Consider the following 14,012-nt stretch of genomic DNA (forward strand, 5'->3'; position numbering starts at 1 on the left):
GGAGCGCATCAACGATGGCGGACGCCAAGGTCATTCCGTTCGACGACGACCGGTCCCGCGGAGCTGCCGCGCAGCGGCCGCCGCGGCGCCGGGGCGCGGGGAGCCGGCGCAAGGGCGAGCCCGCGGCGGTCCGCGAAGTCCAGCCCCTGCCCGGCCGGGCGAACCCGCAGGATGATGGTCCTGTGACACGTGAGGAGCCGCCGGAGGCCGGGCGCCGGGAACCCCGGGAGGGGGGCCTGGAGCGGCGTATCGCCGGGGGCCTGGCCTTTCTGCGGCGACGTCTGACGGGCGACTACGAGGTCGACGACTTCGGTTACGACGAGGAGCTGACCGACCAGGTCCTGATGTCGCTGCTGCGGCCCCTGTACGAGAAATACTTCCGGGTCGATGTGAAGGGGATCGAGAACATCCCGTCGAAGGGCGGGGCGCTGATCGTCGCCAACCACTCCGGCACGCTGCCGCTGGACGGCCTGATGATGCAGGTCGCCGTGCACGACAACCACCCGGCGGGCCGTCATCTGAGGCTGCTCGCCGCGGATCTGGTGTTCGTGCTGCCGGTGGTCAACGAGCTGGCCCGCAAGGCCGGCCACACACTGGCGTGCGCGGAGGACGCCCAGCGGCTGCTGGAGCGCGGCGAGGTGGTCGGGGTGATGCCGGAGGGCTTCAAGGGCATCGGCAAACCGTTCAGCGAGCGCTACAAGCTGCAGCGCTTCGGCCGCGGCGGTTTCGTCTCCACGGCACTGCACGCCGGAGTGCCGATCATCCCGTGCTCGATCGTCGGGGCCGAGGAGATCTACCCGATGATCGGCAATGCGAAGACGCTGGCCCGTGTGCTGGGCTTCCCGTATTTCCCGATCACTCCGACGTTCCCGTGGCTCGGCCCCCTGGGCGCGATCCCGCTGCCGACGAAGTGGACCATCCAGTTCGGTGAGCCGATCCCCACGGACGGCTACCCGCCGGAGGCGGCCGAGGATCCGATGCTGATGTTCAACCTGACGGACCAGGTCAGGGAGCAGATCCAGCACACGCTGTACAAGCTGCTGGTGCAGCGCCGGTCGGTCTTCTTCTGAACCGCGTGAACCGCGTGAACCGCGGTACGCCGCGTACGAGGACGGGGGCGCCCCCTTTCGCAGGGGCGCCCCCGTCCTCGTAGGAGCGATGAGCGCGGAGCTACCGGCTGTCCTCGCTGTCGATGCCCAGCCCCGGCAGGAGGCCCGGGAGCAGGGGCGGAAGCGTCACGTCCGGGGCGGTCGTCGGGCTGGTGCTCGACGGGGGCGAACCGCTGGCGCTGTCCTTCGGCGGGTCCAGCAGACCGCCGGTGCTGCCGCCGAGCAGGCCGTCACCGCCGCTCCTGGAGGTGGACGGCTCGGGCCGGCCGTCGTGCGTGCTGCCGGTGGTGGAGCCGCCGGTGGTGCTGGGTGCCGGGCCGCCCGTGCCGGTGGAGCCGGTGGTGTCCGTCCCCGGATTCCGGTGCCGGCCGGAGCCGTCCTGGGACGGCGACTGCGGCAGCAGCGACTGCAGGGGGGCCACTTCCTGGTCTATGGCGTCGAACACGGACGACACCTGCTGACTGACGTCGCCCAGCTGGACGGGCAGCCGGTCGCGCAGGGCGCCCCAGGCGTCGCGGTGGGACGCGGAGAAGGTGGAGAGCGCCTGGATGGGGCCGAGCGAGCCGTTGCGCTCGTATGCCTCGTGCAGCAGGCGGTGGCCTTCGGACGCGTCGTGCTGCACGCCGGACAGGGTGTGGCGGATCTCGCCGAGGGACTCGTGGTCGAGGTGGCCGCCGCGGCCGCGCTCCATCAGCCGGCGGGCCTCGTTCAGCCGGGTCGACGCCTGGTCCAGATAGATCCGGCCGCGGTCGACGTCCCCGTCGGCCAGGCCGAGCTTGACGTCCTCGATGCCGCGTTTGAGGCCGTAGAGCGAGTCACCGGGCAGGGCGTCGGAGCTCGCCGCGGCCACCCCGCCGAAGGAGGCGGCGGCGACGCCCACGCTGAGCCCACCCGCGGCGAGGCCCTTGGTGAGCCGGGTACGCGGCCGCAACTTCCCCAGCGGACTTGCCCGGTGGGCGCCCCGGGCGCGTGAAGAACCCTGCCGGGGCACGGCCCGGTCCGCCGCCTCGCCCCCCGCGGCCGTACCCTCCTGCAGCATGGCCTCCATCGCGGCCACCAGCCGCGCGCGCTGGACGACCTTGACCTCGGGATCCAGCTCCGGTCGGGGCAGCTCGCCGAGATGGGCCGTGAGGGTCAACAGCCGGGCCTGCTCGGTGCGTTCCGCGGCGGCCGGGGCCGGTCCTCCGGGCCGCTGGGCCGCCGTGCCCTGGTCGTCGGACTGCTCCTCCAGGGCCTGGGCGAAGGCGCTCGCCCGCCGGTGCGCCGATACGTTCGCGATCACTGGCGGCACCTCCTCTCGTCATGACGGTCGACTCCCCAGGGGTCCTGAGGGTTGCACGCCCCGACCACGTCCACACGATCGAGTGATCGGGGGCCGTCGGGGAGTGACCGCAGGGAGCCTGTATCCCGCACAACGAGCGGCTCGGCACTTGGGTTACGGACGACGGATGATCGGACCACGAAGTCAACCGACTTGTACGCTGGGTGAGTTGGATGTCGCGGAGCGTATGCGGAACGTATGCGGCGCATATGCGATCCGGTGGGGCCGTGGCGGCCGTGGTCGGCCGGGGTCGGCCGGGGTGGGCCGCGTCAGCGGGCGTCTTCGGGCAGGAGCCGGGCGAGGGTGCGGACCGCCCGGTACTGGAGGGTCTTGATCGCGCCCTCGTTCTTGCCCATCACGCGGGCGGTCTCGGCGACCGAGAGGCCCTGCAGGAAACGCAGCGTCACGCATTCCTGCTGCTGTGGGTTGAGCCGCCGCACGGCGTCGAGCAGCGCGGCGTTGGAGAGGGACTCGAGGACGGAGTCCTCCGGGGAGCGCTCGACCTCGTTGGCGTCGAGCATCTCCCCGGTGGTCACCTCCAGCCGGAAACGGCTGGACTTGAAGTGGTCGGCGACCAGGTTGCGGGCGATGGTGACGAGCCAGGCGCCGAAGTCACGCCCCTGCCAGGTGAAGGTCCCGATCCGCCGCAGGGCGCGCAGAAAGGTCTCGCTGGTGAGGTCCTCGGCGGTCGCCCTGCCTCCCACCCGGTAGTAGATGTAGCGGTACACGGTGTCGCTGTACTGGTCGTACAGGCGCCCGAAGGCTTCGGCCTCGCCGGCCTGGGCGCGCTCCACGAGGTCCATCATGCGGGCGCTGTCACTGTCCGCGGCCGGGCGGCGTGCGGCGGTGGCGGCCGAGGCGGGGCGGCCCCGCCTGCCGCCGACCGTGGCGCTGCCGTCCGCCAGTGCGTAGCACGGGCCGACGGGGGCAGCGGTGGCGAAGGCGGGGACGGCGTACGCGGTGGGGACGAAGCCTCGCAACAGGTCGTGGACCGTTGCGCGCAGCGTAGCCAGGCCCGAGGCGTCAACCCCGACGTGTGGGTACACGAGACTCCCAGAGGCAGAGCTTCCATCACGTGCAGTGCGGAACCATTCACCCGTCGTGGCGACGGAGGGGTACCGGTATGCGTCTGAGGAGAATAACGCTTAGTACAGGCAGCACTACACCCAGTTGCTCAAATCACCGATTACGTCGCTTCTGTAACCGATTGACGCTCGCTCAAATGCCGCACAATGACCACTTGTTGACCGAATCGGTCCGCCTTCCGGCTGGGAACGGGGCGTGTTGTGGCCGGGTGGACACGAGGGGAGTGGTGGGGAGAAGGGGGGTCGGGGCGCGTGGAACGTGCCGCCCTCCAGGCCGGGCGCACCGTGGTCACGCTGGGTGACGGAACGGCGGGTTGACCGGCGCGGTCGTCGGCGCATGGTTTGGTCACGAAGCGGCAACGGTTGGTCCGGCCCCGGCCCGGCCGGCCCGGATGCCCGACTGTGATCCGCGGCGCGTGCGGGCTCAGTGGCGCGTGCGGGATTCGCGGCGCGTGCGGGCTCAGTGGCGCGTGCGGGCTCGGCGGCTCGTGCGGGATCGGCGGCTCGTGCGGGATCCGCGGCGCGTGCGGGCTCAGCGGCGTCGGCGGTACAGGGTGATGGCCGCCGCCGTGCCGCCGGCCACCGCGCCGACGCCGGCCGCGGCCGGCAGCCCGACCTTCGCCGCCTTGCGGGCCGTGCGGTAGTCGCGCAGGCGCCAGTCGCAGGCGCGGGCGTGCTTGCGGAGCTTGGCGTCCGGGTTGATCGCGTACGGGTGCCCCACCAGCGACAGCATCGGGATGTCGTTGTGGGAGTCGCTGTAGGCCGCGCACCGGGACAGGTCCAGGCCCTCCGCCGTGGCCAGGGCGCGTACCGCCTCCGCCTTGGCGGGGCCGTGCAGCGGTTCGCCCACGAGCCTGCCGGTGTAGACGCCGTCCACCGACTCCGCCACCGTGCCCAGGGCCCCGGTCAGGCCGAGGCGGCGGGCGATCACCGTGGCGATCTCCACCGGCGCGGCGGTGACCAGCCACACCTTCTGGCCCGCGTCCAGGTGCGCCTGGGCCAGTGCCCGGGTGCCCGGCCAGATGCGTTCGGCCATGTACTCGTCGTAGATCTCCTCGCCGATCGACATCAGCTCGGCGACACGGTGGCCCTTCACGATCGACAGCGCCGAGTCCCGCGCGTCCTGCATGTGCTCGGGGTCCTCGACCCCGGCCAGCCGGAACCACGCCTGCTGCCAGGCGAACTTCGCCAGGTCCCGGGTCTCGAAGAACTTGCGCTTGTACAGCCCCCGGCCGAAGTGGAACAGCGCTGCGCCCTGCATGACGGTGTTGTCCAGGTCGAAGAACGCGGCGGCTCTGTCGTCGCCGAGCACCGGGAACTGGGGTTCCTGGTCGGAGACCTCCTGGGAGGCGGTGTCCTGGGAGGACTTGCGCGCCGCCTCGGCCGAGGCCTCGCCTGCCAACACGCTCCGCGCCGTGGCGGAGCGCCTACGGGGAGTGAGCCATCCTAGAGCGGCCATGACGTGAGCATAGCCATTCAGTTCGGGGCTTCCGGTCCTGAGAGGTTTGCGGACCGTGAACTCTCCGGGGCCGTGTCGTTAAAGAAGTCACTCCGCGGGCGTGTCGCCGGGGCGTCGTCGGCGGTCGCCGGGTTATGGCGCCCGGGCGCCCCTCGGGTCCGCTGGAGCGAGAATGGCCGACATGACTCCCATCTTTCGGCGGAAGAACCCCCAGGACCGGCTTGTCACCCTGATCGGCAAGCCCGGGTGCCATCTGTGCGACGACGCGCAGGTCGTCGTCGAGAGGGTCTGCGGCGACCTCGGTGTTTCCTGGGAGAAGAAGGACATCACCGAGGACCAGGAGCTCCACCGGCGGTACTGGGAGCAGATCCCGGTGGTGCTGATCGACGGCGAGCAGCACACGTTCTGGCGTGTGAACGAGGAACGCCTGCGCAAAGCCCTCGCGTAGGACCGTCGGGCCTGCCGCGCCGGGTCCTCCGGATTCCACGTGGCGAACACAACACGCCGGAGGGAGGTGCCGGTCGCGACCCCGAATCGATACCTGACCGACCAGTCCAAGTGGTCCGGAAAGTCGCCTAGGATCGGCGGCAACTGGTCTCGGGGGCATGGATGTTGAGGGGAGGGGGCGGCCTTGCCCCCAAGAGAAGAGGAACGATGGCGGCCGTGCGCCGGTTCCCTGCGGATGCGCCGGGGGCGCGTGACCCCGGTCACGTTGGCCGGGCAAATCGGACACCATCTTTGTGCACGCGTTCACAAAGACATAGCCTGCATTCGACGGGGCGGTCTGGGGACGTGTGACCGCCTGCAGCCCCGCTCTACCCGCAGGAGCACCGTGGCAACTGGCCGAACTCACCGACCGGCGACCCGTAGCCGAGGGATCCCCGAGGCCACCGTCGCCAGGCTTCCGCTGTACCTCCGAGCCCTGACCGCGCTGTCGGAGCGCTCGGTCCCCACGGTCTCCTCCGAGGAGCTGGCCGCGGCCGCCGGGGTCAATTCCGCCAAGCTGCGGAAGGACTTCTCCTACCTCGGCTCGTACGGGACCCGGGGCGTGGGCTACGACGTCGAGTACCTCGTCTACCAGATCTCCCGCGAACTGGGCCTGACCCAGGACTGGCCGGTCGTGATCGTCGGTATCGGTAACCTCGGCGCGGCGCTCGCCAACTACGGCGGGTTCGCCTCCCGCGGCTTCCGGGTCGCGGCGCTGATCGACGCCGATCCCGCGCTCACGGGCAAGGCGGTCGCCGGCATCCCGGTCCAGCACACCGACGACCTGGAAAAGATCATCAAGGACAGCGGCGTGTCCATCGGTGTCATCGCCACTCCCGCCGGCGCCGCCCAGCAGGTCTGCGACCGGCTCGTGGCGGCGGGCGTGTCCTCCATCCTGAACTTCGCGCCGACCGTGCTGAACGTCCCGGACGGCGTCGACGTGCGCAAGGTCGACCTCTCCATCGAGCTGCAGATCCTCGCCTTCCACGAGCAGCGCAAGGCCGGCGAGGAGGCCATGGCCGAGGCCCTGCCGGCCGTCGCGGTGGTGAAGGACTCCTCCGACCAGGGGCCCGACGGGGATGTTCCCGCCGTGATGCCGGCATGAGCCTCCTCGTCGTCGGGCTGAGCCACCGCAGCGCTCCGGTCAGCCTCCTGGAGCGGGCCGCGCTGGCCGAGGACGCCCAGGCCAAACTCCTCCACGACACGGTCGCCGTCGAGCCGGCCACCGAGGCCGCGGTGCTCGCCACCTGCAACCGGATCGAGCTGTACGCCGACGTGGACAAGTTCCACGCGGGCGTCGCCGAGCTGTCCACGCTGCTCGCCCGGCACAGCGGCGTGGGCCTCGACGAGCTCACCGCCTATCTGTACGTGCACTACGAGGACCGGGCCGTCCACCACCTGTTCTCGGTGGCCTGCGGACTGGACTCGATGGTCGTCGGCGAGGGCCAGGTCCTCGGCCAGATCAAGGAGTCCCTGGCCACCGCGCAGGAGCTGCACACCGCCGGACGGCTGCTGAACGACCTGTTCCAGCAGGCCCTGCGGGTCGGCAAGCGCGCCCACTCCGAGACGGGTATCGACCGGGCCGGGCAGTCCCTGGTCACCTTCGGCCTGGAGCAGCTGTCCTCCGGCGCGCCGGTCGGGGACTGGGCCAAGGGCAAGCGCGCCCTCGTGATCGGTGCCGGCTCCATGTCCTCGCTGGCCGCCGCGACCCTCGCGCGCGCCGGGGTCGCCGAGGTCGTGATCGCCAACCGCACGCTGGAGCGTGCCGAGCGCCTCGCGCAGATCCTGACGGAGACGGACGACACGGACGTGCCGGCACGTGCGGTACCGATGGAGACGGTGCCGCACGAGCTGACACGTGCCGACGTCGCGGTGTCCTGCACGGGCGCCACCGGCCTGGTCCTCACGGCCGAGGCGGTCGCGGAGGCGGTCGAGGGCCGTACGGGCGGTCCGGTCACCCCCGCGGTCCGGCCCGTTCCCGCCCCGGCCACCAGGTCCGCCCGTACGGCAGGCCCGTCCCCCGTACGGGACGAGCCCGCGCCGGCCGGCCTCGGCGGAGAGGACGGCTGCCCCCTCGACGTGGCGGCCGTTCAGGGCACGGCCGGCTTCTCGGTGGCGGGCGAGGCGGCCGTCGCCGGTATGGCGACCACCGAACTGGAGCAGCACGCGGTGTGGGTGGACAAGGGCGCCGTGGAGGAGCGCGGCGGCCGCGCCGCCGCCGGCGCTGCCGTCCTCGACCCGGAGGCCGAGGCCGAGGTCATCAGCGCGCTCGTGGCGACCGTCGCCACGAGCGGCCGGATCCCGGAGCGGCGCCGCCCCGAGCAGGTCGTGGAGATCCCCCGCCCCGCGCCCGTCCTGTCGCTCCTCGACCTCGCGATGCCGCGGGACATCGACGCCGCCGTGCACCGGCTGCTCGGGGTCCGCCTCGTCGACATCGAGTCGCTCGCCGAGGCGTCCGCGGACGCTCCGATGGCCACCGACGTCGACCAGGTGCGGCGGATCGTCGCCGACGAGGTCGCCGCCTTCGGCGCCGCCCAGCGCGCCGCGCACATCACGCCGACCGTGGTCGCGCTGCGCACCATGGCCGCCGACGTGGTGGCGAACGAGATCGCCCGCCTGGAGGGGCGGCTGCCGGGGCTGGACCGCAAGCACCGCGCCGAGATCACGCAGACCGTGCGGCGCGTCGTCGACAAGCTGCTGCACGCGCCGACCGTACGGGTCAAGCAGCTGGCGGCCGAACCCGGCGGCGCCGGGTACGCGGACGCCCTGCGCACCCTGTTCGACCTCGACCCCGAGACGGTCGCCTCCGTCTCCCGGGCCGACGACACCAAGCGCACCGAGAACACCGAGAACGCCGAGAACCGAGGGCGAGCATGAGTGAGCAGGCACTGAGGCTGGGGACCAGGCGCAGCAAGCTGGCCATGGCCCAGTCCGGGCAGGTCGCGGACGCCGTGAGCCGGCTGACCGGGCGGCCCGTGGAGCTCGTGGAGATCACCACCTACGGCGACACGTCCCGCGAGCACCTCGCGCGGATCGGCGGCACCGGTGTGTTCGTGACGGCCCTGCGCGACGCGCTGCTGCGCGGCGAGGTGGACTTCGCGGTGCACTCCCTCAAGGACCTGCCCACCGCGCAGCCCGAGGAGCTGGCGCTGGCCGCGGTGCCGGTGCGCGAGGACCCGCGGGACGTGATCGTCGCGCGGGACGCACTGAAGTTCACCGACCTGCCCCGCGGCGCCCGCATCGGCACCGGGTCGCCGCGCCGCATGGCGCAGCTGAACGCGTACGCGCGCGCCCACGGCCTCGGCATCGAGACGGTCCCGATCCGTGGCAACGTCGACACCCGCATCGGATACGTCCACGGCGGCGAACTGGACGCGGTGGTCCTCGCCGCGGCCGGGCTCAACCGCATCGGGCGGATCGAGGAGGTGACCGACTTCCTGTCGGTCGACACGGTTTTGCCGGCCCCCGGCCAGGGGGCCCTGGCGATCGAGTGCGCCGCGGAGAACGCGGAACTCATCGCCGCGCTCGCCGGGCTCGACGACCCGTTCACACGGGTCGCCGTGACCGCCGAGCGGTCCCTGCTCGCCGCCCTGGAGGCCGGTTGCAGCGCCCCCGTGGGCGCGCTGGCCGACCTTCCCCCACTCTCGGCTCCGCTCGAGCGGGGGGACCCCCAGGCCGACGGCCAGATTGTCAAGGAAATGCGCCTGCGCGGCGTCGTCGGCACGCCCGACGGCCGGACGCTGGTGCAGCTGTCCACCACCGGTCCCGTGCCCGAGACGCACGACCAGGCAATGGCGCTCGGTCGCGAACTCGCCGCCGAGATGCTCGCCAAGGGCGCGGCCGGTCTGATGGGGGAGCGAGCACATTGAGCCCCACCACCCTTCCCGCCGGCCTTGAACACGGGCACGTCACCTTCCTCGGTGCCGGACCCGGGGATCCGGGACTGCTGACACTGCGCGCCGTCGAGGCGCTGGCGCACGCGGATGTCCTCGTCGGTGAGCACGAGGTGCTCGACGTGGTACGCACGCACGCCAGAGCGGGCGCCGCCTTCGTCCGCACGGACCCGGACCCTTCCACGGGTACGTTTCTGTGCATGGGCACGCCTCAGTTGGCGGTTGTCGACGGCGCGTCAACAACCGCTGGTGCCCCCGCAATGAGGGATGCAGCACATCTTGTCATGGAGGCCGTACGGGGCGGCAAGCGGGTCGTCCGTGCGGTGTGCGGGGATCCCGGCCTGGACGCGTACGCGGCGGAGGAGATGCTGGCGTGCGCCGCCGAGGGCATTCCGTTCGAGGTGGTGCCGGGCGTCGCGGCCGCCGTGGGCGTGCCCGCGTACGCGGGTGTGCCGCTGCGGGACGCGCAGGGCGCGGACGTACGGTTCGTCGACGCGCGGACCGCCTCGGACCGCTGCTGGACCGAGGTCGGCGCCTCCGACGGCACGGTCGTGGTCTCCACGACCCTCGACTCGGTGGCGGCGGCCGCCGGGGAGCTGGTGGCCGCGGGCCGCAAGCCGGACACCCCGATGACGGTGACCGTCGCCGGGACGACGACGCGGCAGCGCACCTGGACCGCGACCCTCGGCTCCATCGCGCAGACGCTGAAGCAGGCGAAGGTGCTGCCCTCACCCGAGGGCGGCCGGCCGGTGATAGCGGTGGTCGGCGAGCGTTCCGCCTCCGCCCGGCGGGACCAGCTGTCGTGGTTCGAGAACAAGCCGCTGTTCGGCTGGAAGGTCCTCGTCCCGCGGACCAAGGAGCAGGCCGCGTCGCTCTCCGACCAGCTGCGCTCGTACGGGGCCGTGCCGTACGAGGTACCGACGATCGCCGTCGAACCGCCGCGCACGCCCCAGCAGATGGAACGTGCCGTCAAGGGCCTGGTGACGGGCCGCTACGAGTGGATCGCGTTCACATCGGTCAACGCGGTGCGGGCGGTCCGGGAGAAGTTCGAGGAGTACGGGCTCGACGCGCGCGCCTTCGCGGGCATCAAGGTGGCCGCGGTGGGCGAGCAGACGGCGAAGGCGCTGGTGGCCTTCGGCGTGAAGCCGGACCTGATGCCGTCGGGGGAGCAGTCCGCCGCCGGCCTGCTGGACGACTGGCCGCCGTACGACCCGGTGTTCGACCCGATCGACCGCGTCTTCCTGCCGCGCGCCGACATCGCCACGGAGACCCTGGTGGCCGGCCTCATCGAGCTGGGCTGGGAGGTCGACGACGTCACGGCGTACCGCACCGTCCGCGCCTCGCCGCCGCCGGCCGAGACCCGTGAGGCGATCAAGGGCGGCGGCTTCGACGCGGTCCTGTTCACGTCGTCGTCCACGGTCCGCAACCTGGTGGGCATCGCGGGCAAGCCGCACAACGTGACGGTGATCGCGTGCATCGGCCCGGCCACGGCGAAGACGGCGGAGGAGCACGGTCTGCGGGTGGACGTCATGGCCCCGGAGCCGTCGGTCCACAAGCTGGCCGAGGCGCTGGCGGACTTCGGCCTGCGCCGCCGCGCCGCGGCCCTGGAGGCCGGCGACGCGGTGACCCGCCCGAGCGAGCGGCGGCCGGGGGCGCGGCGGCGGCGTTCGACCACGTGAGGTGGGGCGGGGCGCTCCTCGCGGGTGCGCCCCGCCACGCTGATGCCGAAGGGGCGGACCCAAGCGCCGTGGCCGTCCCTGACGGGCGGACGCGTCCCCTGCGCGCCGGGGACGGTCTGTGACGGTCCGTCCGCCCGACACGGATCCGCCCGTCGTCGCACAATGACCGGATGGGGTGGCGAGACAACGTCCGGAAAGAGCGGCACGACGACGAGCGGCGCGCCGAGGCGCGGGCGATGGAGGCCAGCACGCTCAGCCACGCGTCCCGGCCCTTCACCCAGGGGAAAGTGATCTGGGGCCCGGCGAGGGCCACGATGGAAGCCGCCTACGAGGAACTGCTGGTCCAGGCGCACGAGCTCGGTTACGACGCGGTGCTGGGTGTCGGCTTCACCTCGCCCGCGCATCCCCCGGGCAGCCGGGGTGCGGGGTACAGCACGGTGAACATCGTCGCCTATGGCACCGGCGTCCACTGGTCGGGCGGCGAGGACTGAACGGGAACGGCCCGCCGGAGGGCCGACGCACCGTCGGCAAAAGGACTCCCGGGGCGGGCGTAGCGTAGAGGGCATGACGAAGTACGGATCCTTCCCCGGTGCGCGTCCCCGCCGGCTGCGCACGACCCCCGTCATGCGCCGCATGGTGGCCGAGACGCGGCTGCACCCGGCCGACTTCATCCTCCCCGCCTTCGTACGGGAGGGCGTCAGCGAGCCCGTGCCGATCACGGCCATGCCCGGCGTGGTGCAGCACACCCGCGACAGCCTGAAGAAGGCCGCGCTGGAGGCCGTGGAGGCCGGGGTCTCCGGGATCATGCTCTTCGGTGTGCCGGAGGAGTCGAAGAAGGACGCCGCCGGGACGCCGGGCACCGACCCGGAGGGGATCCTCCAGGTCGCCATCCGCGATGTGCGCGCCGAGGTCGGTGACGAACTGCTCGTCATGTCCGACCTCTGCCTGGACGAGACCACGGACCACGGGCACTGCGGGGTGCTCGACGCGAAGGGGCGGGTCGACAACGACGCCACGCTGGAGCGGTACGCGGAGATGGCGCAGGTGCAGGCCGACGCGGGCGCCCATGTCGTCGGGCCCAGCGGCATGATGGACGGCCAGATCGGCGTCATCCGGGACGCGCTGGACCAGATCGGGCGGGAGGACGTCGCGATCCTCGCCTACACCGCCAAGTACTCCTCGGCCTTCTACGGGCCGTTCCGGGAGGCCGTCGCCTCGTCGCTGAAGGGCGACCGCAAGACGTACCAGCAGGACCCGGCCAACTGGCGGGAGTCCCTGCGGGAGCTCGCCCTCGACCTGGAGGAGGGCGCCGACATGGTGATGGTCAAGCCGGCCGGACCCTACCTCGACATCCTCGCCCGGGTCGCCGACGCCGTGGACGTTCCGGTGGCGGCGTACCAGATCTCCGGCGAGTACTCGATGATCGAGGCCGCGGCCGAGAAGGGCTGGGTCGACCGCGACCGCGCGATCATGGAGACCCTGACCGGCATCAAGCGGGCCGGCGCCCGCAGCATCCTCACCTACTGGGCCGTCGAGGCCGCGCAGAAGCTGCGCTGACACGCGCTCCGGGGCCGCGGGCGGCACGGGGAGGCGCTCCGGGCAGCCCGGAGCCTCCGTGCTCTCTCAGCCGGTGTGGAGGATCCGGAAACGACCGGGATCCGCCGGATCCCGGTCGACGACCTGGACCGGCGGCCAGGCCCATTGCCACACGCTGATGCCCGGCGCGCGGGAGAAGCGGATCTGCCCGCGGGTGCCCTCGACGGCGACGCGCGGCCAGGATCGGGCGATGCGCGCCCGGTCCGCGCCGTGAGAGCGCAGCACGCCGGCGAGGACGGCGACCGTGTCGTAGCCCTCGAAGGCGACGAAGGAGGGCGCTTCGCCCAGCCGCTCGCGAAGGGCCGTCCCGACTCGTGCGCCGAGTGGGCCGAGACGCTCGGGCAGGTAGCGCAGGAACGGGATCGCCGAGCCGTCGTCGCCCAGCAGTGCCGCCCATTCGGCGAACTCCGGCTGTCCGGCCGGAGCACCGATCATGATCTCGGCGAGGCGCTGGTCGCGGCGGACGGACTTGACGATCGACACCGCCGGCTCCGGGTGGCCGGTCAGGAGGAGGAGGGCCGTCGCGCGATGGCGGACGATCTCGTCGCACACGGCCGTGGGGGCGAGCGCGCCCATGTCGAGTTCGATGACGGTGCCGCCGCGCGGAGCAAGGCAGTCCCGCAGAATGCGGGCCCCGGATGCCCAGTAGACACTCGGCTGGGCGGCTACGGCGATTCGGCTGTGGCCCGCGCCGAGGAGGAAGTCCGCATAGATCCGCCAGCCGTGGGACTGTGCCGGGCAGAGGCGCGCGACCCATTCCGTCGGCTGTTCGGTGAGCGCGTCGAGGACCGCCGACGAGCAGAGGAACGGCAGGCCGAGGGCGTCGGCCCTGGCGGCCGCGGCGCGAGCGACGACGCTGTGGTACTCGCCCGCCAGGGCGGCCACGCCCAGGCCGGCCAGTTCGTCCACGGCCGCCGCAGCCCTCTGCGGATCAGCGGCCGTGTCTCTGACCACAAGTTCGAGTGGTCTTCCGGCGATTCCGCCGGCGTCATTGACGTCGCGAACGGCCAGCGCGAGTCCGGCGAGCAGGTGCCGGCCCGCCTCCACCCAGCCGGGACGGGTCAGCGGAGCGAGAGCGCCGATCCGCACTGACGGCCCGTCAGTCCGCCCCGCGGCGGACGACGATGGTGAGGTGTTCATGGTTGGCGTCTCCCGCGTGACGATTCGGTCGCAGGTTGCCCGGGTCGCCGAGCGGCACGGCGTGAGGGTGTGCGTCCGTCTCGCCGTGGCGGGCGCGCCTGCGTGATCATGCCGGACATGGCGTCCACCACCTTCGCCAACCGGCGACCGATGTGGCAAGCGAGGCGAGGGCGGCAGGAGTGGCAAGGGCGAGAAGCGCGGGGGCGCCGGGGTGCACGGGCGGGGTCACGGCCTCCCGCCGTCT

General features: G+C 72.4%; 11 protein-coding genes and 1 pseudogene. 8 read left to right on the forward strand and 4 right to left on the reverse strand.

Annotation, left to right across the window (positions count from 1 at the left end; all coding sequences use genetic code 11):
- Window positions 1-14: 14 nt before the first annotated feature.
- Window positions 15-1,070, forward strand: a complete 1,056-nt coding sequence (locus ACZ79I_RS22595; protein ID WP_471499300.1) for a lysophospholipid acyltransferase family protein — start codon at window positions 15-17, stop codon at window positions 1,068-1,070.
- A gap of 100 nt (window positions 1,071-1,170) precedes the next feature.
- Here ACZ79I_RS22595 and ACZ79I_RS22600 read toward each other — a convergent pair whose 3' ends face one another.
- The 3 genes from ACZ79I_RS22600 to ACZ79I_RS22610 all read right to left on the reverse strand — a co-directional run bounded on the left by ACZ79I_RS22600 (window position 1,171) and on the right by ACZ79I_RS22610 (window position 4,974).
- Complete coding sequence (locus tag ACZ79I_RS22600) at window positions 1,171-2,391, reverse strand: DUF5667 domain-containing protein (protein ID WP_471499301.1); 1,221 nt, start codon at window positions 2,389-2,391, stop codon at window positions 1,171-1,173.
- A 308-nt stretch (window positions 2,392-2,699) separates the two neighbouring features.
- Window positions 2,700-3,476 (reverse strand): ECF subfamily RNA polymerase sigma factor, BldN family, encoded by a 777-nt coding sequence (locus tag ACZ79I_RS22605; protein ID WP_471499302.1) that lies wholly within the window; start codon window positions 3,474-3,476, stop codon window positions 2,700-2,702.
- Between the two features lie 571 nt (window positions 3,477-4,047).
- Window positions 4,048-4,974, reverse strand: coding sequence for an HAD family hydrolase (locus ACZ79I_RS22610; protein WP_471499303.1), 927 nt, complete (start codon window positions 4,972-4,974; stop codon window positions 4,048-4,050).
- Between the two features lie 172 nt (window positions 4,975-5,146).
- Here ACZ79I_RS22610 and ACZ79I_RS22615 point away from each other — a divergent pair, with 172 nt between their 5' ends.
- The 7 genes from ACZ79I_RS22615 (at window position 5,147) to hemB (ending at window position 12,589) form a co-directional block, all read left to right on the forward strand.
- The gene (locus ACZ79I_RS22615) at window positions 5,147-5,422 is read left to right on the forward strand and encodes a glutaredoxin family protein (protein WP_471499304.1); all 276 of its coding nucleotides are present in this window, start codon (window positions 5,147-5,149) and stop codon (window positions 5,420-5,422) included.
- A 384-nt stretch (window positions 5,423-5,806) separates the two neighbouring features.
- On the forward strand, window positions 5,807-6,565 hold the full coding sequence (locus tag ACZ79I_RS22620; protein ID WP_471499305.1) for a redox-sensing transcriptional repressor Rex: 759 nt from the start codon (window positions 5,807-5,809) through the stop codon (window positions 6,563-6,565).
- Entirely contained in the window at window positions 6,562-8,337 is a 1,776-nt protein-coding gene (locus ACZ79I_RS22625; RefSeq protein WP_471499306.1) for a glutamyl-tRNA reductase, read from the forward strand. The genes ACZ79I_RS22620 and ACZ79I_RS22625 overlap by 4 nt, the downstream gene beginning before the upstream one ends.
- Window positions 8,334-9,329 carry a hydroxymethylbilane synthase gene (hemC, locus tag ACZ79I_RS22630; RefSeq protein WP_471499307.1) on the forward strand — a complete coding sequence of 332 codons (996 nt, stop codon included), beginning with the start codon at window positions 8,334-8,336 and terminating at the stop codon, window positions 9,327-9,329. The genes ACZ79I_RS22625 and hemC overlap by 4 nt, the downstream gene beginning before the upstream one ends.
- Window positions 9,326-11,032, forward strand: a complete 1,707-nt coding sequence (locus ACZ79I_RS22635; protein WP_471499308.1) for a bifunctional uroporphyrinogen-III C-methyltransferase/uroporphyrinogen-III synthase — start codon at window positions 9,326-9,328, stop codon at window positions 11,030-11,032. Before hemC ends, ACZ79I_RS22635 begins: the two co-directional genes overlap by 4 nt.
- Before the next feature lie 170 nt (window positions 11,033-11,202).
- On the forward strand, window positions 11,203-11,523 hold the full coding sequence (locus ACZ79I_RS22640; RefSeq protein ID WP_471499309.1) for a hypothetical protein: 321 nt from the start codon (window positions 11,203-11,205) through the stop codon (window positions 11,521-11,523).
- A 73-nt stretch (window positions 11,524-11,596) separates the two neighbouring features.
- The gene (gene hemB, locus ACZ79I_RS22645) at window positions 11,597-12,589 is read left to right on the forward strand and encodes a porphobilinogen synthase (protein ID WP_471499310.1); all 993 of its coding nucleotides are present in this window, start codon (window positions 11,597-11,599) and stop codon (window positions 12,587-12,589) included.
- A gap of 66 nt (window positions 12,590-12,655) precedes the next feature.
- On the opposite strand, the pseudogene ACZ79I_RS22650 reads toward hemB, so the two are convergent.
- Window positions 12,656-13,802 (reverse strand): annotated as a pseudogene (locus tag ACZ79I_RS22650) (ABC transporter substrate-binding protein).
- Window positions 13,803-14,012 lie beyond the last annotated feature (210 nt).

The sequence above is a fragment of the Streptomyces sp. PSU-S4-23 genome (genome assembly GCF_055632315.1).

Excerpts from the sequence above, each read along its gene's own strand:
- ACZ79I_RS22595 (WP_471499300.1), top strand. The coding sequence starts at position 15 with ATGGCGGACGCCAAGGTCATTCCGTTCGACGACGACCGGTCCCGCGGA.
- ACZ79I_RS22610 (WP_471499303.1), bottom strand. The coding sequence starts at position 4,974 with ATGGCCGCTCTAGGATGGCTCACTCCCCGTAGGCGCTCCGCCACGGCG.
- ACZ79I_RS22615 (WP_471499304.1), top strand. The coding sequence starts at position 5,147 with ATGGCCGACATGACTCCCATCTTTCGGCGGAAGAACCCCCAGGACCGG.
- ACZ79I_RS22625 (WP_471499306.1), top strand. The coding sequence starts at position 6,562 with ATGAGCCTCCTCGTCGTCGGGCTGAGCCACCGCAGCGCTCCGGTCAGC.
- hemC (WP_471499307.1), top strand. The coding sequence starts at position 8,334 with ATGAGTGAGCAGGCACTGAGGCTGGGGACCAGGCGCAGCAAGCTGGCC.
- ACZ79I_RS22640 (WP_471499309.1), top strand. The coding sequence starts at position 11,203 with ATGGGGTGGCGAGACAACGTCCGGAAAGAGCGGCACGACGACGAGCGG.
- hemB (WP_471499310.1), top strand. The coding sequence starts at position 11,597 with ATGACGAAGTACGGATCCTTCCCCGGTGCGCGTCCCCGCCGGCTGCGC.